This window comes from Cellulosimicrobium sp. G4 BAM 1002, from assembly GCF_057126935.1.
The window spans coordinates 554,356-574,863 of the sequence record NZ_CP182109.1 but is presented as its reverse complement, the minus strand read 5'-3'; the positions used below and the strand labels follow the sequence as shown (position 1 = coordinate 574,863).

At 72.6% G+C, this 20,508-nt stretch carries 14 protein-coding genes and 1 tRNA gene; 4 read left to right on the top strand and 11 right to left on the bottom strand.

The genetic code is table 11. The features are described 5' to 3' along the window. Nucleotides 1-111: 111 nt before the first annotated feature. The 3 genes from ACMXGY_RS02600 to ACMXGY_RS02590 all read right to left on the bottom strand — a co-directional run bounded on the left by ACMXGY_RS02600 (nt 112) and on the right by ACMXGY_RS02590 (nt 2,563). On the bottom strand, nt 112-1,185 hold the full coding sequence (locus ACMXGY_RS02600) for a hypothetical protein (protein ID WP_483775326.1): 1,074 nt from the start codon (nt 1,183-1,185) through the stop codon (nt 112-114). A gap of 62 nt (nt 1,186-1,247) precedes the next feature. Further along, a complete protein-coding gene (gene dcd, locus ACMXGY_RS02595) occupies nt 1,248-1,823 on the bottom strand; it encodes a dCTP deaminase (RefSeq protein WP_483775325.1) in 576 nt (191 codons plus the stop codon). A gap of 140 nt (nt 1,824-1,963) precedes the next feature. Then, entirely contained in the window at nt 1,964-2,563 is a 600-nt protein-coding gene (locus ACMXGY_RS02590) for a TM2 domain-containing protein (protein ID WP_483775324.1), read from the bottom strand. 143 nt (nt 2,564-2,706) lie between these two features. Here ACMXGY_RS02590 and ACMXGY_RS02585 point away from each other — a divergent pair. Further along, nucleotides 2,707-2,777 (top strand) — tRNA-Gly (locus ACMXGY_RS02585). 51 nt (nt 2,778-2,828) lie between these two features. On the opposite strand, the gene ACMXGY_RS02580 is transcribed toward ACMXGY_RS02585, so the two are convergent. From ACMXGY_RS02580 to ACMXGY_RS02545, 8 genes are all read right to left on the bottom strand, one after another. Then, nucleotides 2,829-3,794, bottom strand: a complete 966-nt coding sequence (locus ACMXGY_RS02580) for a DUF4190 domain-containing protein (RefSeq protein WP_483775323.1) — start codon at nt 3,792-3,794, stop codon at nt 2,829-2,831. Nucleotides 3,795-4,305: 511 nt separating this feature from the next. Then, complete coding sequence (locus tag ACMXGY_RS02575; protein WP_483775322.1) at nt 4,306-5,604, bottom strand: AGE family epimerase/isomerase; 1,299 nt, start codon at nt 5,602-5,604, stop codon at nt 4,306-4,308. A 165-nt stretch (nt 5,605-5,769) separates the two neighbouring features. Further along, the gene (locus ACMXGY_RS02570) at nt 5,770-11,202 is read right to left on the bottom strand and encodes a GH92 family glycosyl hydrolase (protein WP_483775321.1); all 5,433 of its coding nucleotides are present in this window, start codon (nt 11,200-11,202) and stop codon (nt 5,770-5,772) included. A 205-nt stretch (nt 11,203-11,407) separates the two neighbouring features. Further along, a complete protein-coding gene (locus ACMXGY_RS02565) occupies nt 11,408-12,523 on the bottom strand; it encodes a LacI family DNA-binding transcriptional regulator (protein WP_483775320.1) in 1,116 nt (371 codons plus the stop codon). Nucleotides 12,524-12,525: 2 nt separating this feature from the next. Further along, nucleotides 12,526-13,734, bottom strand: a complete 1,209-nt coding sequence (locus ACMXGY_RS02560; protein WP_483775319.1) for a sugar ABC transporter permease — start codon at nt 13,732-13,734, stop codon at nt 12,526-12,528. Next, nucleotides 13,731-14,546 (bottom strand): ATP-binding cassette domain-containing protein, encoded by an 816-nt coding sequence (locus tag ACMXGY_RS02555; protein WP_483775318.1) that lies wholly within the window; start codon nt 14,544-14,546, stop codon nt 13,731-13,733. The genes ACMXGY_RS02560 and ACMXGY_RS02555 overlap by 4 nt, the downstream gene beginning before the upstream one ends. After that, nucleotides 14,543-15,667 carry a substrate-binding domain-containing protein gene (locus ACMXGY_RS02550; protein ID WP_483775317.1) on the bottom strand — a complete coding sequence of 375 codons (1,125 nt, stop codon included), beginning with the start codon at nt 15,665-15,667 and terminating at the stop codon, nt 14,543-14,545. Before ACMXGY_RS02550 ends, ACMXGY_RS02555 begins: the two co-directional genes overlap by 4 nt. After that, nucleotides 15,664-16,782 carry an ROK family transcriptional regulator gene (locus ACMXGY_RS02545; RefSeq protein WP_483775316.1) on the bottom strand — a complete coding sequence of 373 codons (1,119 nt, stop codon included), beginning with the start codon at nt 16,780-16,782 and terminating at the stop codon, nt 15,664-15,666. The genes ACMXGY_RS02550 and ACMXGY_RS02545 overlap by 4 nt, the downstream gene beginning before the upstream one ends. Before the next feature lie 353 nt (nt 16,783-17,135). Here ACMXGY_RS02545 and ACMXGY_RS02540 point away from each other — a divergent pair, with 353 nt between their 5' ends. From ACMXGY_RS02540 to ACMXGY_RS02530, 3 genes are all read left to right on the top strand, one after another. Further along, complete coding sequence (locus tag ACMXGY_RS02540; protein ID WP_483775315.1) at nt 17,136-18,437, top strand: ABC transporter substrate-binding protein; 1,302 nt, start codon at nt 17,136-17,138, stop codon at nt 18,435-18,437. Nucleotides 18,438-18,570: 133 nt separating this feature from the next. Beyond that, entirely contained in the window at nt 18,571-19,473 is a 903-nt protein-coding gene (locus ACMXGY_RS02535) for a carbohydrate ABC transporter permease (RefSeq protein ID WP_483775314.1), read from the top strand. After that, nucleotides 19,470-20,372: a carbohydrate ABC transporter permease gene (locus ACMXGY_RS02530; protein ID WP_483775313.1), complete on the top strand. Its 903-nt coding sequence runs from the start codon at nt 19,470-19,472 to the stop codon at nt 20,370-20,372. Before ACMXGY_RS02535 ends, ACMXGY_RS02530 begins: the two co-directional genes overlap by 4 nt. The last annotated feature ends 136 nt before the right edge of the window (nt 20,373-20,508 follow it).

The following is a 20,508-nucleotide window of genomic DNA, read 5'->3' as shown; positions in this document are numbered from 1 at the left end:
TGTTCACGGCGCCGGCACAGCCGGGCCGCGACCCATTTTACCGACTGCTCAGGGGTGCTTCCCTCCCCACAGCCCCGACCGTGACCGATTCCTCAGCCTTGCCCGCTCCGCTCAGAGGTCGTCCGGGTCCACGAGGAACTCCGACTCGTCCGCGATCTCCCCGCCGACGGCGCCGTGCAGCGTGCGCGTGATCTGCGTGACGACCTCCGCGGCGCGCTTGCGCGCGACCTGGAGGTCCAGCGACGGCTGCTCCTGCTGCGACTCGACGAGGTCGCGAGGCTCCCACCGCACCCGGTAGCTCACGGCCCCGTCCGCGGTCCACGGCAGCCCGCGCAGCAGGAGCGGCAGCTGGTCCTCGCCACCGACCTCGACGGCCACGAGCCCGTCCAGGCCGAGGTCGACGAGCAGGCCGTAGCCGTCGAGGATCGCGCGCGTCGTGAGCGCCTTGATGTCGACGTCGTCCGCCGCCGCGTGGAGCCTGCGCCGCAGGTCGGGGTCCATCTTCTCGCCGGGGTAGAGCGGGAGCTCGGTGATGCCCTTCGGCGGACCCTCGTAGGGCTTGCCCTCGGTGGCGAGCGTGGTGCGGGGCTGCTGGCGGGCGACGAGCGCGAGCGCGGCGTTCGGGTCGAGCCACACGTCGGAGTAGAGGGTCATGTCGATCGTGACGCCCGGGTCCGGCGTGAGCACGACGCCCGCGGACGCCGGGTTGCCCACGTCGGTGCGCAGGGAACCCCCGAGCCGGCGGGCCGCGGCGACGAGGAACGCGACGACGCGCTCCTCCTCGCGGACCGGGAGCCCCGCCGGGAACGCGCGTCCGATGCCGTCGCGGTCCCCGCCGCCCGGGTAGGGTGCGTCGCCCCGCTCGCGCGGGCACACGACGTCGAACACGAGCGTGGTCCCCGGCGGCAGCCCCGAGCCGGTCGCGGCGTACGGGCCGGTGAACGTGGAGTGGCGCGAGGTCCGCAGCGTCCCGGGCTCGCCCGGGCCGGCCGTGCGGGCCGGGGCGACGAGCGGGTCCGTCCCCTCCGGCGCCACGTCCCACCGGGCCCCCGCGAAGCGCGACAGCGCGAGCGTCTCCACCTCGTCGACGACGACGTCGGCCGGGAGCCCGAGCAGGTGCCGCGCCTGGTAGGACTGCGCGGCGCCGGGACCGTCAGGGTTCGGCAGGGGCGGGAGCGGGCTCATGCTGGACCTTCCTCGGGTCGGGCTCTGCGTCGTCGTGCGGCGTCCGGCGCGGCGTGCCGCGCTCAGACGTCGGTGCGGTGGAAGTTCTGCCACGAGCGGGAGGCCGTCGGGCCGCGCTGGCCCTGGTAGCGGGAGCCGTACACGCTCGAGCCGTAGGGGTTCTCGGCGGGCGAGGACAGGCGGAAGAAGCACAGCTGGCCGATCTTCATGCCGGGCCACAGCGTGATCGGCAGCGTCGCGACGTTGCTCAGCTCGAGCGTCACGTGCCCGGAGAAGCCCGGGTCGATGAACCCGGCCGTGGAGTGCGTGAGGAGCCCGAGCCGGCCGAGGCTGGACTTGCCCTCGAGGCGCGCCGCGACGTCGTCGGGCAGCGTGACGGCCTCGAACGTGGACCCGAGCACGAACTCGCCCGGGTGCAGCACGAACGGCTCCGCGGGGTCGACCTCGACGAGGCGCGTGAGGTCCGGCTGGTCCTGCGACGGGTCGATGAACGGGTACTTGTGGTTGTCGAAGAGCCGGAAGAACCGGTCCAGGCGCACGTCGATGCTCGACGGCTGGAGCATCGCCGGGTCGTACGGCTCGAGCTGGACGCGACCGGCGTCGAGCTCGGCACGGATGTCACGGTCGGAGAGCAGCACGGGGCAACGCTAACCGACGCCGGTGACCGCCCGGACCGCTGTGCCGAACCCTGGATCCGCGGTCACCGCGCCCTGTCGAACCCGGGGTTACGTGTCTTCCCGACGCCGAGACGCCCCGCAACCCCGGGTTCGGCGCGGGGTCAGGCGCGCAGCGGGCGGCCCGTCGAGTCGACGGAGTAGTAGCCCTGCTTCGACGTCAGGTAGAGGATGCCCTCGACGAGGCCCCAGATCGCGATGATCGGCGCGGCGAACCCGAACGAGAGCACCGAGACGAGCAGCATCGTCAGGCCGATCCCGGTGTAGCCGAGGTAGAACCGGTGGATCCCGAGGCTGCCCACGAGGATGCCCAGTAGCCCGGCCGCGAGCCGCGACTTGGCCTGCGGGTCGTAGGCCGGGTCGTACCCGGGCTGGCCGTACGGCTGACCCTGCTGCGGGTAGCCCGGCTGCGGGTAACCCTGCTGCGCGTAACCCTGCTGCGGGTAGCCCGGCTGCGGCGCCGAGCCGTAGGCCTGCCCCTGGGGCGCCTGGCCGTACCCGGGCTGCCCGGTGGGCTCGCCGTACGTCTGACCGTGCGGCGGCTGGCCGTAGCCGGGCTGGGCGCCGTACGGCTGTTCGTGCCCGCCCTGACCGCCCGACGGCGTCTCCGAGCCTCCGTACCCCTGGTCGCCCTGCGCGGGCTGCTGCCCGTACGGCGCGCCCTGCGACGCGTCGGGCTGCTGCTGGTACGGGTTCTCGGACACGGTGTCTCCTCCGACGGTGGGGCCGGGCCCTCACGGGCCACGGTCGGTTCTGGCATCCCCGGCGTCGTCCGCTATGATCGGGGCGCGCGCTGGTTCGCCGAGGATCCTCCCAGAGGGTCGGGGGCGAGCGCCACCAGCGCCACGCGGGTGTAGTTCAATGGTAGAACTTCAGCTTCCCAAGCTGATAGCGCGGGTTCGATTCCCGTCACCCGCTCAGCGCGTCGAGAGCCCCGCACCGGTCAGGTGCGGGGCTCTCGTCGTCTGCTCAGAAGTCGTATCGTTCGACCGCGACGACCCTGAACGTCGCGTCGGGCGGCAGCTCCTCGTAGAAGTCGGCCGCGACCGTCGCAGACTGTCCCGGAGCGAGGTTCTCGACGAACGCCGTGGTCGTCGCGAGCTGGCGCGCCCCGTCCGGGCTCTCGGCGGCAAGATCGACGGTGTAGGACATCGGCTTCGAGCCGGAGTTGACGACAGTGACCGGCACGGACACGTAGCCGAACTCGTCGCGCGAGGCCGGCGCGACCGTGACGTCCCCGGAGAGGTCTCGGAATCCGACGACCTCCACGCTCTCGACGAGGAGCCTCGGGGCGGTCATGGCACCGCCGATGGCCGTGTCGTAGGTCTCCGCCCCGTCGACCGTCGCCTGGACCTTGACGACGTCACCCGCGATCACGCCGCCAAGGATGTCGGCCCCGCCGAAGAAGAGGGCGTTGTCGACGAGCTCGAACTCGGCCGCGGGTTGTTCGGCGCCCGCACTGGCCCTGAACATCTCCGTGCCGGTCGCGGCATCGAACTGCGTCACCTCGGCGTAGACGGTGATCGTCGAGCCGGACGAGCCGTCGGGGTCCTTCACGATCTGCGCCCAGGTGTGCGCATCGACGGGCACGAACTCCACGGCCTCTGGAGGACCAGGGGGCGTCGCCTCTTCGGTGGCCTCCGTGTCCGTCGTGGGCACGGCACCCGAGACCCAGGTCGTCGGCGTGTCCTGCGGAGCGAGGATCCCGAGCCACATGACGCCGGACACGCCACCCAGCAACGCCAGGACGATTCCCCACACGGACATCGCCCGACCCCGACGGGACGGGAGATTTCTCGACATGTCGATCCCGAAGATCCCGACGATCAGAGCGAAGAGCCCCGGGATGAAGAAGAAGTTGCCCAGGACGGCGACGATCCCGAGAACCAGGCTGACGACCGCGGGCGTGTTCCGATCGCGACGATGGTGGGACACTCCACTCGCCGGTGCCGAAGCCCATCCAGGAGCCGGCACCGCTCCGGAGGGGCCCTCGTACGGCGGCTGCGCCCACGTCCCGGACGCATCGTGCAGCGTGCTCGCAGCAGGAGCGAACTGCGGTACCCCCGCGATGATCTGCGGAGCCGGTGGTGCTGTCGCCGGCTCCCAGGAGCCGTCGGGCCGGAGCCGCCAACCATCGACGACGTCGCCGACTCTGTAACCGATCGGACTCTGCGACATCGAGGACTCTCTTCATGAAGACCTACAGAACGGGCAGAAGACTATGGCGTGCCCCGATGTGCTCCCAGCCCTGAGCGCGGGTGAATTACCGCCTGCCCGTCCAGCGCGCTCCCCTGCCGTTGGGCGGCGACCTGCGCTGATCCCCGGCTCACGGCACCCCCTGAGCAGGTCGTCAGCCGTCCACACCCCTGAAAGGGGCGCGTCGAACCCCAGGTTGTGCGTCCCTGCGGCGCTGGGGTGACGCGCAACCCGGGGTTCGGCGGCCGGGTCAGCCCAGGATGCTGCCCGCCGCCTTGGCCGACGCCGCGAGGGAGCCCGTGAGCGGCAGGTCCGGGAGGATCACGGCCTGGGCGGCGTGGTAGACGTCGGGCTTGCCGACCCAGGTGACGCCGTCGGGCCGGTTGGCGGTGTCGAGCTCGTGGTGCCAGGACCCGCGCTCGGGGTCGACGAGGAACCGGTCGATCCACGCCCACCACCCCGCGGCGGCCTCGGCGAAGCGCGACTCCCCGGTGACCCGGCCGAGCACCTCGGCCGCGGCCACGGCCTCGGCCGCGACCCAGTGGTAGCGGCGCGGCTCGACGGGCACCCCGGACCAGTCGACGGTGTACACGAACCCGCCGCCGTGCTCGCCGTCCCAGCCGTCGGCGACGGCGCGGTCGAACAGCGCGACCCCGGCCTCGGTGCGCGCGCCGGGCGTGCCGGACGCGACGTCGACCTGGAGCAGGAGACGCGCCCACTCGAGCCCGTGCCCCGGCGTCGACCCGTAGGGCTTGAACGGGTCGCGCGGGCGGTCGGCGTTGTAGTCCGGCAGCGGGTCCCAGTCCGCGTCGAAGTGCTCGGGGATGCGCCACTCGTTCTCGCTCGCCCAGCCGATCACGCGGTCCGCGATCGACGCGGCGCGGCCGAGCCACTCGGCGTCGCCCGTCGCGTCGTGGGCCGCGAGCAGCGCCTCGACCGCGTGCATGTTGCCGTTGACCCCGCGGTACTCGTCGAGCGCGGACCAGTCGCGCGACCACTCGTCCGCGTGCATCCGGGGGCCGGGCTCCCAGAACCGCTCGTCGAGCACGGCGAGCGCCGCGTCGAGCAGCTCGCGCGCTCCCTCCCGGCCCGCGATCGTTCCCGACGCCGCGGCGAGCACCACGAACGCGTGCGCGTACGCGCTCTTGGTCCCGTCGACCGACCCCTCCTCCGTCGCGGCGAGGTCCCCGGGACGAGGGCCCGGACCGCGCGAGGACACCCAGCCGCCGTACTCCGCGTCGACGAGCACGCCCCGCAGGCCCTGCAGCGCCTTGTCCGCGAGCTCGCCCGCGCCGGGGACGCCGAGCAAGGACGAGAACGCGTAGACGTGCGCCATGCGCGCCGTGATCCAGGTGTGCACCGGCTTCGTGACGTCCGGGACGTCGTCGTCGTCGAGCCACTGCGCGGCGCCGTCCGACCGCAGCGAGGCCGCGCCGAAGTACAGGAGGTCGGCGAGCTGGTCGCGACGCCATGCCGTGAGATCGGCCGCGAGGTCGACCCGGGGGTCGGCCGCGGTCGTGGGCTGCTGCTCGGTCGGGTGCTCGGTCATCTCTCGGTCCTTCTCGTCCTGGGAACGTGGTGCCGCACCGGGCGCGGTGCCGGTACGGCGCGGTGCCCCGGGACGATCATCCCGGGGCACCGCCGGTGGTGCAGGCTCGCCTCACGACATGGACGTCACCTGGACGTCCACACCATCAGGCGTGCCGGGTTTCTCTCAGCCGCAGTTCACGGCCGCGTGGTCCGCGGTGATCGACGCCGTCACCTCCTCGTCGCCGGTGCCGCGGGTCGCCTCGACGGTGACCGTGCCGGCCTCGACCGACGTCGCCCGCGTCGCGAACGACTGGTAGGCGTTGGTGCCGGGCGCGACCGCCGGGAACTCCTTGGTGCCGAACGGCGTGACGAGCCGGATCGCGACGGGCACGTCCTCGCCGTTGGTGGCCCGGACCGCGACGTAGGCCTTGCCCGCGAGGCACCGGGCGCTCGCGGTGACGTCGATCGCGAGGGAGGGCTCGCCGTCGGTCACGGTCACGGGGACCTCGACCACCTGGCTCGTCCACCCGTCGTCGACCACGACGTACGCGGTGTACGTCCCGGCCGCGGCGTAGGCGTGCGACCCGGTCACGGACCCGTCGGTCACGGTACCGGCCGTGACGTCGGAGCCGTCACCCCAGGTGACCGCCGCGCGGAGCTCGGCGCCCTCGCGGCCACCGGTCACCTGGGCGAGCACGGTGTCCGCGGCCTGCCCGACGACGAGGCTCACGCCGTCGGCGGCCGTCACCTCGAGCGGGGGGTGCTCGACGAACGTGCCGTCGTGCGCGACGGCGACCACGTGGATGCGACCGTCACGCTCGAGCACGCCCGGCTGGTCCGGGAGCGTGAGGCTCACGGCCCGCTTGCCCTCGGGGAGCGTGATCGGCGCCGTCGCGAAGAACGCGGCGGGCGTCCCGGTCTGCGGGCTGCCACCGCGCAGGCGGTGGTCCGTCACGGCCACGGGGATGTTCCCGAACACCGGGTTGCGGGCCGCGCCCGACCAGTCGCCGAAGCCCAGGTCGATCGCCTGCGTCGAGCCGTCGTCGAACGTCAGCGTGCCGGAGGCCTGCTGGTTCTTCTCGGTACCCGTGCCGACCACCGAGAGCTGCTCGGCGTCCGCGGGGATCTCGAGCTCGATGGTCTGCCCGTCGCCGGTCGCGTTGTCGGGCTGGCCGGCCGGGATCGCCGGGACGTCGAACGCGAGGTCGGTGCCGGGCACCGTGCCGCGCTCGCCCTGGACGAAGCCCTTCGCGGCGAGCTGGGCGCGGTCGAAGAACACGCCCTGCCCGTCGCAGCTGCCCACCGTGGTCCCGGCGTCGCCGATGCACACGTTGTCGTAGGCGCCCACGAGCGAGCCCTCGCGCTGCAGCGCGACGGTGACGTACGAGGCCGCCGAGACGGGCTCGGTCCCCTCGCCCGAGACGGTGACGGTCACCGGGTAGACCCCCGGTGCCGTCCACGTGTGCGCGGCGTCCACCGCGTACCCGCCGAACGAGCCCTCCCTGAGCGTCCCGGCCACCGGTTCGGAGCCGTCGCCGAACGACACCTGCACGTCGAGCGCGGCCGGGTCGCCCTCGACCCCCGTGAGGGTCGCGAACGAGCCCGAGACCTCGCGGCCCGTGACGGTGTCGCGGTCCGCCGCGGCCGAGAGCGTGAGCTCCTCGGCGCCCGACTCGCGCGGGTCGGCGAGGAGCTCGACCTCGGCGAGCGAGAGCGCGCCCTCACCGGCGGTGTCGGTGACGACGACGCGGTACTGCGCGTACGCCGTCGGCTCCGCGACCGTGAACGGCCGCGTCTGCAGCGCCCAGCGGAACTGCTCGCCGGACCGCTCGTCGAGCGTCGTCCACGTCTCGCCGTCGTCCGAGCCCTCGAGGGTCCACGCGGACGGCGACGCCGTCCCGCTCGCGCCGGAGGTGAGGGTGTAGGACCCGACCGTGGGCCGGATGCCGTTGCCCTCCCACGTGATCGTCGGCGTACCCGTGGCGAACGTCGTGCGCGTGCCGGACGTGTTGTCCGTCAGCGCCGCGGCGCTCGTCGACGCGTCGCCGTCCGCGACGGTCGTCGTGCCGAGGCCTGCCGTCGTCGCGTCCTCGACCGGCGTCGGGGGCTCGTCGCCCTCGGTGAGCGACGGCGGCGCGTCGTCGGGGCCGGTGCCCCAGTCCGACGGCTCCGGACCCATGACGAAGTCCAGCGTCGCGCCGCCCGTCAGGTCGGCCTGCGAGAGGGACGTCGACGTGCGGGCCTCGCCGTCCACCGCGAGGGACTGCACGTAGACGTTGTCCACCGAGTTGTTCGCGGCGTTGACCACGAGGTCGCCGTCCGGCAGGTGCACGGTCGCCTTGTCGAACAAGGGCGAGCCGACCGCGTACTGGTCGGAGCCGACCTGTGCCGGGTAGAAGCCGAGCGAGGCGAAGAGCCACCACGACGACATCTCGCCGTTGTCCTCGTCACCCGGGTAGCCCTGGCCGATCTCGCTGCCCACGAACAGGCGACGCATGACCTCGCGGACCTTCTCCTGGGCCTTCGAGGGCGCACCCGCGGCGTCGTACAGCCACGGGATGTGGTGGGACACCTGGTTGCTCATGCCCCACATGCCCATGCGGACGTCCCGGGCCTCGCGCTGCTCGTGGATGCCGCCGTTGCCCGCGCCCTGCTCCGGGGTGGAGAAGAACTCGTCGAGCTTGTCCTCCAGGCCCTGCTGGCCGCCGTAGAGGTTCGCGAGGCCCTGGCCGTCCTGCGGCGCGTGGAACGCGAAGTTCCAGCCGCTCGTCTCGGTGTAGCCGCCGCCCCACGCCTGCGGGTCGTAGGTCTCCGGGTCGACGGCCCACGAGCCGTCCGCGTGCCGCGGCACGAAGAAGTCGACCTCGGGGTCGAACAGCTCGACGTAGTGCGTCGCGCGCTCGAGGAAGTAGGCCGAGTCCTCCCGCAGCGCCTGACGGCGCTCCTCCGGCGTGGCCGGGTCCTCCGCGAGCGCGGCGGCCATGTTGCCGATGCCGAAGTCGTTGATCAGGCCCTCCAGGCCCCACGACACGGACTCGTGCGTGGACTCCGGGGTGAACCCGAGGAACGGCGACGTCTGCAGGCCCTTGCGGCCCACGGCGTTGTTCGGCGGGGCGACGGTCGCGTTGCGGAGCGCGGCGTCGTACGCCTCGAGCGCGACGTCGGACGGGAGCGAGCCCTTGAGGTACGCGTCCGCGAACGCGACGTCGGAGCTCGTGCCGGTCATGAGGTCGGCGTAGCCCGGCGAGGACCAGCGGGCGATCCAGCCGCCGTCGCGGTACTGCTGCACGAAGCCGTCGATCAGCTCGCCCGCGATCTCCGGGTAGAGGAACGAGTACGCCGGCCAGGCGGTGCGGTACGTGTCCCAGAACCCGTTGTTCACGTAGATCTTGCCGTCGACGACCTTCGCGTTCGTCGTCGTGTCGGTCGCGGTCCCCGTGGTCGGTGAGACAGGGCTCGCGTACTTGTACGCCGGCGCCTCGGCCGTGCCCGTGTTCTCGAACTGCGAGTTCGGGTAGAGGTTGAGGCGGTAGAGGTTCGAGTACAGCGTGACGAGCTGGTCCTCGCTCGCGCCCTCGACCTCCATGACCCCGAGCCGGTCGTTCCACTGCTGCTCGGCAGCCTGCTGGACGTCGTCGAACGAGCGCCCCGTCACCTCGAGGTCGAGGTTCTTGCGCGCCTGGTCGAGGCTGATGAACGACGTCGCGACGCGCAGCTCCACGGTCTTGTCCGACGACGTGTCGAACGTGGCGTAGCGCGCGTCGGTGCGGTTGCCCGCCGCCGTCCCGACCGCCGTCGGACTACGGTCGAAGGTGCCGGCGACGAACATGCGCGTGCGGCCCACGGACAGGCCGCTGCCGTTCTCGACCCAGCCGGTGAGCGTGCCGGTGGCCTGGTCGAGCGTGAGCTTCGACGTCCCGTCGACCTTGTCGACGAGCACGTGCCCCACGTTCCCCGGGTACGTCAGGCGCAGCACCGCGGCGTGGTCGCTCGGGGTGACCTCGAGCTCGCTGCCGTTGGTGAAGGAGACCCCGTAGTAGTCGGGGCGCGAGGTCTCGTCGGCGTGGTCGAACTCGAGCCCGCGCGTCGACAGCGTCGCGCTCGGCGCGCCCGAGGCCGGGCTGATCGCCGGCAGGAACGACAGCTGGTTGCGGTCGCCCATCCACGGGCTCGGCTCGTGCGAGATGCCCAGGCCCTGGAGCACCGGCTTGTTGTTGGCGTTGTTCGCCTTCTGGTACTCGTAGTGCCAGGTCTGCGACGACCCGTTGGTCATCGGCACCCAGAAGTTGAACCCGTTCGGCACGGCCGTCGCGGGGATGTTGTTCCCGCGCGAGAAGCTGCCGCTCGAGAGCGTGCCGCGGCGCGGCTCGACGTAGTTCACGAGGCTCGAGCCGTCGATCGTCTCCGGGTTCGCGGTGATCTCGACGTCGTCGAGCCAGCCGGCGAACTTGCTCCCGGCGTGGCCGGCCGGGTTGTCGTAGCCGAGGAGCACCTGGTCGACGGTCTTGCCCGCGGCGACGTCGCCGAGGTCGATCCGGACCGAGTTCCACTGGTCGGCGTAGAGGATCTTGCCCTCGCCCTGCGCCTGCGCCGTCGCGACCGTCTCGTGGGCGTCGCGCGCCCCGAGGTCGGACAGGTACGTGCCGTCGGTGAAGAGCACGTCGACCGCGGCGTACGTCGACGGGTACTGCAGGTCGTCCAGGAGCTCGGGGAAGATCGTGTAGCTCAGGCGCGTCTCCTCGCCCACGACGACGCCGAGGTCGTCGTAGAGGACGTTCGTCGCCCAGGCCTCGCCGTCCGCGAGGTGCGAGCCGTCGTAACGCAGCGAGGCGAGGCCGGAGAACCCGACACCCGCCTTGTTCGTGAAGTTGACCCGCGGGCCGGTGCCGACCTTGGTCGTCATGGGCGCCGCCGACGGGCCGGCGCTCAGGTCGGCCGAGAGGTCCCACCCGGCGAGCTGCACGATGCTGTCGCCGGAGTTCGCGGTGACGTTGAGGCGCACGTACGTGTACGCCTCGGTGGGCTCGTCGAGCTCGAACGTGCGCGTCTGCTGCCGGTTCGGGAAGTCCTCGTCGGTGCGCTGGTCGAGCGGGGTCCACGTGGAGCCGTCGTTGGAGCCCTCGACCGTCCACGTCTTCGGGTCGCGCCCGGCGGCGTCGTCGCCCGACGTCATCGAGTAGGCGACGAACGAGACGGGCTGCGTGAACTCGTAGCGGACCCAGCCGGTCGAGGCGAACGCGAGCCACTTGGTGCCCGAGCTGCCGTCGGCGAGGTTCGCCGCGCCCTCGTTCGGCAGGTTCTGGGCGCTCGCGGTGACGCCCTTGAGCGTTCCCAGCACGCTTCCCGGGAGGCCGCTCGTGAACGAGCCGATGTTGGACTGCCAGGGCGCGCCGTCGCGCTCCGCGACCGTGCTGGGGAGCGCGGCCGGGTCACCTGACTCGAACGACGACGAGAAGTCGCCCGGCTCGGCGGCCGCCGCGGGGAGCGCGGTGAGGACGCCGACGGGGACGGAGAGGGGGACGGCGAGGGCCGCCGCGAGCACGACAGCCAGGGGGCGTGCCCTGCCGCTGCCGGAGCGCGCGGTCCGCGCGCGGGCGGTCGGAGTGGGTCTGGTCATGGACGCGATCTCCTTCGATCGTCTGACAGCGCTGTCAGGCTGCAGGGGTGCCCCTGACAGCGCGCAGGGGGGAAGCGCTGTCAGGGGCGGCTCTGAACCTATGTCGCGGACGGCCTCTTGTCAACGCCGCGCGACGCGCCCGGCAGGCGTCCGGAGACCGCCCGGAGAGGGTCCCGACGCCGGTCCGGCCGGAGCCCCGGACGCATCAGACCGCCGGCCCCTTGACCTCGCCGGTGCCCCGCACGACCAGCCGGGTCGGGACGACGACCAGCCGCGGCGCGAGGGTCGGGTTCTCGGCGCGGGAGACCGCGAGCGCCGCCGCCTGCCGGCCCATCTCGACGACGTCGTAGCCCACGACCGTCACGTCCAGCAGGTCGGCGAGCTCGAAGTCGTCGAAGCCGACGAGCGCCACCTCGGGCGCACCGCCGCGGGCGGAGCGGTCCCGGAGCGCGTGCAGCGCGCCGACCGTGATCTTGTTGTTCGCCGTGACGAACGCCGTCGGGGGCTCGGGCAGGGCGAGCAGTTCGGCGACGAACGCGTGCGCGAGCTCGGCGTCGTGGGCGCCTTCGCGCACGTACCGGGACGGGTCCTCGATCCCCGCGCCGCGCAGCGTCGCGACGAACTCGTCGCGACGTTCCTGGAAGGTCCACAGGCGCGAGACGTCGCCGACGAGGGCGATGCGCCGGTGGCCGTGCGCGAGCAGGTGCGTGACGGCGTCGCGCACGCCGCCGCGGTTGTCGATGACGACCGTGTCGGCCTCGATCCCGCGCGCGGGCCGGTCGACGAAGACGACGGGGAGCCCGTCGTCGAGCTCGCGCTGCAACGACGAGTGGTCGGTCGACGTGGGCGTCACCACGAGCGCGCCCACGCGGCGCTCGACGAGCGCCTCGGTGAGCGAGTGCTCGCGCTCGGGCTCCTCGTCGGAGCTCGTCGTGATGAGCTGGAGGCCGTGGTGGCGCAGCTCGCGCTCGATGCCGCTCGCGAGCGCCGAGTAGAACGGGTTGGCGAGGTCACCGGTGACGAACCCGACGAGGCGCGACGACCCGCCGCGCGCGAGGTCGGCCGCGACGGCGTTGCGCCGGAACCCGAGCCGCTGCGCCGCCTCCTGCACCTTCGCGCGGGTGGGCGGCGCGACGTTGGGCTCCTCGTTGAGGACGCGCGACGCCGTCTTGAGGCTCACGCCCGCAGCCTCTGCGACGGCGGCGAGCGTGGGCCGACGGCCCCCGCGCCCGGCGTGCGGGCGCGACGGGCTCCCGTCGGCGAGCGACGTCGTGGACCCGCCCGGCGGCACCGACCCGCTGGATTCCCCCTGCTGGACCATTCTCAGACCTCCCGACGACCACGGATGAGCATGTCGACGACGATAGCGAGCAGCAGCACCGCTCCCGTCACGATGTAGCGCGTCGCCGTGTCGAGGTTGAGCAGCGTGAGCCCGTTGGCGATCGACTGGATGACGAGCACCCCGAGGAGCGCGGACCAGGCGCTGCCGCGCCCGCCGAACAGGCTCGTGCCGCCGATGACGGCGGCGGCGATCGCCGTCAGGTACGTGTCGGCCCCGCCCGTGCCCTGGTTCGCGGCGGCGAGGCGGCCGGCGGCGAGGATGCCGCCGAGCGCGGCGAAGGTCGAGCACGCGACGAAGCACGACACGACGGTGCGGCGCACGGCGACGCCGGCGAGCAGCGCGGAGCGCCGGTTGCCGCCGACGGCCCGCACCGAGCGTCCCCAGCGCGTGCGGCGCAGCAGGACGTCGACGACGACGATGAGCGCGAGGAACAGCACGACCGTGTACCCGATGCCGCGCGCGGTGCCGAGGTAGGCCACCGTCCCGGCGAGGACGACCGCGAGGATCCCGGTGCGGACGGCGATGCGCACGAGCCCGGGGCTCGGCAGCTCCGCACGCACGCGGCGCACGTGGTCGAGGACGCGCAGCGCGGCGTACCCGAGGACGACGGCGACGACGAGGCCCCACGCGACCGCCGGGGCGAGGAACCCCTGCTGGACCGTGCGCACGAGCCACGACTCGAACGGGATGTTGATGGAGCCGTTCGGGCCCAGGACGCGGAGCTGGACGCCGGTGAAGATCAGCAGGCCGGCGAGCGTGAAGACGAACGACGGCAGCCCGAGCCGCGTCGAGAGCGCGCCGTACCCGAGGCCGACGACGACCCCCACGGCGAGCGCGGCCACGATCGCGAACGCCACCGGCCAGCCGAGGCCGACCGTCCCGACCGCGAGCACCGCCGCGGCGAGGCCGCTCACCGCACCGACCGACAGGTCGATCTGGCCCACGAGCAGCACGAGCACGACGCCGAGCGCGATGATGCCCGTGGGTGCGCTCTGGAGCGTGAGGTTGACGAGGTTCTCGGCGGACAGGAACGCCGGGTTGATCGCGCCGAGGACGACCCAGATGAGGACGAGCGCCCCGACGATGGGCAGCATGCCGAGGTGCGCGCCGCGCACGCGCTGCACGACGCTGCCCGAGAGCGCGCCCTGCCGGTCGAGGGTCGCGCCGGAGGTGCGGCCGGGGACGCTCATCGCTGCACCGCCCCGGTCCCGTCGGGCCGCCGGACGCCGCGCTCCCGGCCGGGCGCGGCGGGCCGCGCGGGCCGGACGGCGCCCGTCATCGCGGCGAGCAGGTCCTCGTACGACGTGTCGCCGGAGAACTCGCCGTGCACGCGCCCGAGGCGCAGCACGACGATGCGGTCGGCGACCGCCTGGAGCTCGCCCGCCTGGTGGCTGATGAGGACGACGGCGTGCCCGCGCTCGCGCAGCTTCTCGATGAGGTTGAGGACCTCCGCGGTCTGGCGGATGCCGAGGGCCGCCGTCGGCTCGTCGAGGACGAGCACCCGCGGCGCGCCGAGCAGCGCGCGCGCGACCGCGACGACCTGCCGCTGCCCGCCGGACAGGGTGCGCACCGGCTGGCGCACGGAGGGCACGGTCGCGGCGAGCTGGTCGAGCAGCGCCCACGTCTCGCGCTCCATCGCGATCTCGTCGAGGAACGGCCCGTGCAGCGTCTCCTGGCCGAGGTACACGTTCTCGACGACGTCGAGGTCGTCGACGAGCGCGAGCTGCTGGAAGACGGCCGCGATCCCGTGCGCGCGCGCCGTCGCGGGCGAGGCGAGGACGACGGGCTCGCCGTCGAGCAGGACCTGCCCGGCGTCGGGCCGGAACGCGCCGGCGACGACTCCCGCGAGCGTCGACTTGCCGGCGCCGTTGTCGCCGACGACGGCGAGGACCTCGTGCTCGTGCACGTCGACGTCCACGTCGACGAGGGCCCGGACGCCGCCGAAGTTCTTCGAGACCCCGCGCAGCGACAGCACGGGGCGCCGCTCCCCCGCGGCGGTCACGGCGCGGCCTCCAGCAGCCCGGCGTCGACGCACGCGTCGACGTAGTACGGCGTGCAGATCTCGTCCACGGAGTGCACGCCGCCGTCGACGATCACGCGCTGGACGTCGTCGACGGCGACGGCGCGGGGCGCGAGCAGGAGGCTCGGCACGCCGTCGATCATCGCCGTCGCGCGCGGGTCCTCGCCGCGCAGGACGCGGACGGCGAGCTCCGCCGCCGTGCGGGCCTGCTGCGCGGTCGCCTTGTAGACCGTCATGTACTGGTCGCCCGAGACGATGCGCTGGATCGCGGCGAGCTCGCCGTCCTGGCCCGTCGTCGGAGGGACGGGGTCCAGGCCGGCGGCCTTCATCGCGGCGATCGCGCCGCCCGCGATGCCGTCGCTCGCGGCCAGCACGCCGTCGACGCGGCCCGAGTACTGGGTGAGCTGGCCCTCGACCCACTCGGTCGCCTTGTCGGGGCTCCAGTCGGGGGTGTCGTACTCGGCGAGCACGTCGATGTCCTCTCCGTCGAAGGCGCGGTGGGCTCCCGCCGCGTACTCCGCGGCGTTCGGGTCGGTCGGCGAGCCGTGGACGAAGAGCACGCCCGGTCGACCGCCGTCGGCCGGTGGGTCCTGCTCCGCGTCCGCGAGGACCGCGGCGACGAGCGCCTCCCCCTGCAGGTACCCGATGAGCTCGTTGTCGAACGAGACGTAGTAGTTCGCGTCGTCGACGAAGCGATCGTAGGCGATGACGGGCACCCCGAGCCGCTGCGCCTCGGCGACGATGCTCACGGCCGCGACCGAGTCGACGGCGTCGAGCACGAGCACGTCGGCACCGCGCGCGAGCATCGACTCGGCCTGGAGCTGCTGGTTCGCGGCGTCCTGGGCGGCGTTGGCGTAGAGCACCTCGCACGTCGGGCAGCGCCGCTCGACGACGCCGACGAACGTCGGTCGGTCCGTCGTCTCGTAGCGCGCCGTCTTCGCCTCGGGCAGGAGCAGGCCGATCGTGCCCTCCGACGGACCGGCGTCCGGCTCCTGGGCGGTCGCGCAGCCCGCGAGCGCGAGCAGCAGTGCGCTCGCGGCGGCGAGGACCGTCGTCGCGGCCCGACGGCGGGACGCGCCCGCACGGGACGCCCGCCCGGTCATGCGGTCACCCCCAGCGCCCCGCCGACGCGCGCGGTGTCGAGCGCGACGGCGAGCGCCCCGCGGACCTCGGCCGCCGAGCCGAGCTCCGAGGCGACGACCCGCACGGGGCCGGCGGTGCTCGGGACGGTGCGCTGCTCGAGCGCCGTGCGCAGCGGGCCCAGCAGGATCTCGCCCGCCTCGGCGAGCTGCCCGCCGACGACGACGATCTCCGGGTCGACGAGGTTGCACAGGTTGGCCGCGGCGACACCGAGGTGCTGCCCGGCGTCGAACAGGACGCGGCGGCAGCCGGGGTCGCCCTCCTGCGCCCGCGCGATGACGTCGCGCAGCGTGAGGTGGCCACGGCTCTCGGAGAGCATCCCGAGCAGCACCCCCGCGCCGACGAACATCTCGAGGCACCCGCGGTTGCCGCACCGGCACACGGGCCCGTTCTCGTCGATCGTCACGTGCCCGATCTCGCCCGCGACGCCCGCGCGGCCGTGCACGATCCGCCCGCCGAGGACGAGGCCACCGCCGACGCCGTGCGAGACGCGAAGGTACGCGACGGCGTCGTGCCCGACGGCCGCGCCGAACCGGGTCTCGGCGAGCGCGCCGAGGTTGGCGTCGTTGTCGACCGTCACGGGCGCGCCGAGCTCGGCCTCGAGGATCTCGGGGACGACGACGCCGTCCCAGCCGCGCAGCATCCCGACCGTCGCGATCCGGCCCGCCCGCACGTCGACGGGCGCGGGCACCCCGACGCCCACGGCGAGCAGCTCGTCGGGCGCTGCGTCGACCGAGGCGATCATCTCCTCGACGAGGAGCGCCGCGCGCTGCAGGCCGGTGTCGGCGCGGTGGTCGGGCGCGAGCGGCATGCGCTGGTCGGCGAGGACGCGCATGGAGGCGTCGGCGAGCGCGACGCGCATCGACCGGGTGCCGAAGTGCACGCCGGCGACGAGGCCGAGGTTGCGCGCGAGGGTCACCTGGAGCGCGCGTCGTCCGCTGCGGGTCGACGGCGAGGTGTGCAGCACACCCGCTCCGGTGAGCTCCTTGACGATGTTGGAGACGGTGGCCGGGGACAGCCCGGTGACGCCGGCCAGCTCGATCTGCGTGAGGGAGCCACGCTGCTGGACGGCGCTCACGATCCTGGCTCGGTTGGCCTCACGCAGTGAAGTCTGCGAGCCCGGGGTCACCCGGTCAGCGCGCACGACGGTCAGGATACCGCCGGAGCGCTACGACCTGGCGGGACGCACGGCGCGCGCCCGGATCGGACAGCGCTGTCAGCGGACGGGTCGCCAGGTGTATGGGCACGTTGCGTGCAGGTTGTGACGTGAACATCACGATTGCGCGTCGCTTGCGTTCATTTCTTGACACCAACACGGTGTACGCCGTTGTATGGGCAGCGGGTTCGAGGGCGCACCGATGCGCCCGGCCGGCGCGCGACGTGGTCGTCCAGCCGGTCCCCCACGACCGAAGAAGGCGTAGGGATATCACGATGCGAATCGATCGCAGGACGAGCGCGACGGTGGCTGCGGCCGCCCTCGTGGGTCTCGCACTCGCCGCGTGCGGCGGCGGTGGTTCCGGTGACGGGGGCGACGGCGACGGCGACGGCGCGTCGGGCGGTGGCAACGAGGTCGAGGTCTTCACCTGGTGGGCCGCCGGCTCCGAGAAGGCCGGCCTCGACGCGCTCGTCGGCGTGTTCGGCGAGCAGCACCCGGACGTCGAGTTCATCAACGGCGCCGTCGCCGGCGGCGCCGGCTCCGCGGCGAAGGACCTCCTCCAGTCCCGTCTCCAGGCGCAGGACCCGCCGGACACGTTCCAGGCGCACGCCGGCGCCGAGCTCCAGGACTACATCGACGCCGCGCAGATCGAGGACGTCTCCGACCTCTACGACGAGTTCGGCCTCACCGACGTCTTCCCGGCCGACCTCGTCGACCGCGTCACGGCCGAGGACGGCGCGATCTACTCGATCCCGTCGAACATCCACCGCGCGAACGTCGTGTGGGCCAACCCGACGGTGCTCGAGGCCAACGGCATCGACCCGGCGGCGCAGTACGCCGACCTCGACGCCTGGATGGCGGACCTCGACAAGCTCCAGGCCGCGGGCGTCACGCCGCTGTCGGTCGCGACCACGTGGACCCAGGTCCACCTGCTCGAGACGGTCCTCCTCGCCGACCTCGGCGCCGAGGCGTACAACGGCCTGTGGGACGGCTCGACCGACTGGTCCGGCTCCGAGGTCACGGCCGCGCTCGAGGACTTCGAGAAGCTCATGGGCTACACCAACACCGACCGTGACGGGCTCGACTGGCCCGAGGCGACCCAGATGGTGATCGACGGCAACGCCGCGTTCAACGTCATGGGCGACTGGGCCGTCGCCGCGTTCGAGGAGCAGGGCAAGACGCTCGGCACCGACTTCACCGCGGCACCCGTCCCGGGCACCGACGGCGTGTTCGACTTCCTCGCCGACTCGTTCACCCTCCCGGTGGGTGCGCCGCACCCCGACGGCGCCAAGGCGTGGCTCGAGACGGTCGGCTCGCTCGAGGGCCAGGTCGCGTTCAACAAGGCCAAGGGCTCCATCCCGGCCCGCACCGACGCCGACCCGGCCGAGTTCTCCGAGTACCAGCAGACCGCGATCGAGTCGTTCGGCCAGGACACCATCGTGTCCTCGCTCGCGCACGGTGCCGCCGCGCCCGTCGCGACGCTCAACGCCGTCTCCGACGCGACGAGCAAGTTCACGTCCGGCGGCTCCGACCTCGCGACCTTCCAGTCCGAGCTCGTCTCCGCCACGGAGGGCTGAGGCCGGTCCTCACCGCCGCCGCGCGCCGTCGGGCAACTCCCCGACGGCGCGCGGCCGGCCGCGTGACCGGCCACCCGTCCCGGGACGCGTCCCACGGCGCGGCCCCTCCTCCTCGACCGGGAAGAACCCCACCATGCTCAAGTCACTGCGACGTGCCGGCCCCGCGCTGCTCATGCTCGCGCCCTCGCTGATCCTCGTCGGCGTGTTCGTCTACGGACTGATCGGCGCGAACTTCCAGACGTCGATCACGGACAACCACACCGCCGCGCAGGCCACGGGCCAGAAGCCGTCGATCGTCGTGTGGTTCCAGAACTACACCGACCTGCTCGGCAGCGAGGCGTTCCAGCACTCGCTGAAGAACCTCGTCCTGTACACCGTCGTGTTCCTCGTCGGCACGCTCGTCATGGGCTTCCTCTGGGCGTGGATGCTGGACAAGCCCGTCAAGGGCGAGGGGCTCTTCCGGTCGGTCTACCTCTTCCCCATGGCCGTGTCGTTCGTGGCGTCGGGCGTCGTGTGGCGCTGGCTGCTCAACTCCAACCAGGGCGAGCAGGCGAGCGGCCTCAACCGGCTGTTCCAGATCGTCGGCCTCGACTTCCTGCAGAACAACTGGTGGAACAACGTCACCTGGGGCATCACCGCCATCGCGATCCCCGCGATCTGGCAGCTCTCCGGCTACGTCATGGCGCTGTTCCTCGCCGGGTTCCGCGGCATCCCCGACGAGCTGCGCGAGGCCGCCCGCATGGACGGCGCGAGCGAGTGGAAGCTCTACCGCCACGTGCTCTTCCCGCAGCTGTCCCCCATCGCGCTCTCCGCGCTCATCATCATCGGCCACATGTCGCTCAAGGCGTTCGACCTCATCATGTCGATCTCCAAGCCGGCGAACTACCAGACCAAGGTGCCGGCCGTCGACATGTACGTCTTCAAGTCGAGCTTCGACTACGCCAACGCGGCGGCCGTCGGCTCGATCCTGCTGATCATCGTGGCCGTCGTCATCGTGCCCTACCTGATCCGCACCAACCGTCAGGAGAAGCGATGACGACCACCTCGACACCGGCCGTCCCCACTCCCGACGTCCTCGGGACCCCGCGGGAGACCCAGCGCGCGAAGCCGCGCGAGCGCTTCTCCGTCGGCCGCACGCTCAAGTACGTGGCGCTGATCGTCTTCCTGCTCATCGTGCTGATCCCCGTCTACGTGCTGTTCGTGACGAGCTTCAAGGGCGCGGGCGACGCGTCGCCCGCGCGCGCCTGGTCGCTGCCGCAGGTGTGGACCCTGGAGAACTGGCAGACCGCGTGGACCGCGCTGTCGCCCGCGCTCTGGCGCACCGTGCAGATGGTCGTGCCGTCCGCGATCATCGCGGCCTTCCTCGGCTCGCTCAACGGGTTCGTGCTCGCGCGCTGGTCGTTCAAGGGCGCGAACGTCGTCTTCACGCTCATCCTGTTCGGGATGTTCATCCCCTACCAGGCCGTGATGATCCCGCTCAACCAGCTCGTCCTCGGCATGGGCATCCCGAGCGGCGTGCCGTCGCTGATCCTGCTGCACGTCGTCTACGGCATCCCCATCACGACGCTCATCTTCCGCAACTACTACATCACCGTGCCGCACGAGCTCATCGAGGCCGCGCGCGTCGACGGGGCGGGGATGCTGCGGACCTACTGGTCCATCGTGCTGCCGATCTCGATCCCGGCGTTCGTCGTCGTGCTCATCTGGCAGTTCACGTCGGCGTGGAACGACTTCCTCTTCGCCGTGTTCTTCTCCTCCAGCCAGAACGGCCCGGTCACGCTCGCGCTGAACAACCTCGCGAACGGCGCGCTGCTGCAGAACTACGGCGTGTCCATGGCGGGTGCGCTCTTCGCGTCGCTGCCCACGCTGCTCGTGTACATCGTGCTCGGCAAGTACTTCGTCGGCGGCCTGATGTCCGGATCCGTCAAGGGCTGACCTCCGGTCGAAGCCGAGCCCGCCGGGGGGCGGGCCGGACCTGGTCGTACCAGGTCCGGCCGGCCCCTCCGTCGTACCACCACCCACCGCACGACGGCGGCCGCGCACCCTGCGACCGCCGCGCCGCGCGGCACCC

Excerpts from the sequence above, each read along its gene's own strand:
- ACMXGY_RS02600 (WP_483775326.1), bottom strand. The coding sequence starts at position 1,185 with ATGAGCCCGCTCCCGCCCCTGCCGAACCCTGACGGTCCCGGCGCCGCG.
- ACMXGY_RS02575 (WP_483775322.1), bottom strand. The coding sequence starts at position 5,604 with ATGACCGAGCACCCGACCGAGCAGCAGCCCACGACCGCGGCCGACCCC.
- ACMXGY_RS02570 (WP_483775321.1), bottom strand. The coding sequence starts at position 11,202 with ATGACCAGACCCACTCCGACCGCCCGCGCGCGGACCGCGCGCTCCGGC.
- ACMXGY_RS02565 (WP_483775320.1), bottom strand. The coding sequence starts at position 12,523 with ATGGTCCAGCAGGGGGAATCCAGCGGGTCGGTGCCGCCGGGCGGGTCC.
- ACMXGY_RS02560 (WP_483775319.1), bottom strand. The coding sequence starts at position 13,734 with ATGAGCGTCCCCGGCCGCACCTCCGGCGCGACCCTCGACCGGCAGGGC.
- ACMXGY_RS02550 (WP_483775317.1), bottom strand. The coding sequence starts at position 15,667 with ATGACCGGGCGGGCGTCCCGTGCGGGCGCGTCCCGCCGTCGGGCCGCG.
- ACMXGY_RS02540 (WP_483775315.1), top strand. The coding sequence starts at position 17,136 with ATGCGAATCGATCGCAGGACGAGCGCGACGGTGGCTGCGGCCGCCCTC.
- ACMXGY_RS02535 (WP_483775314.1), top strand. The coding sequence starts at position 18,571 with ATGCTCAAGTCACTGCGACGTGCCGGCCCCGCGCTGCTCATGCTCGCG.
- ACMXGY_RS02530 (WP_483775313.1), top strand. The coding sequence starts at position 19,470 with ATGACGACCACCTCGACACCGGCCGTCCCCACTCCCGACGTCCTCGGG.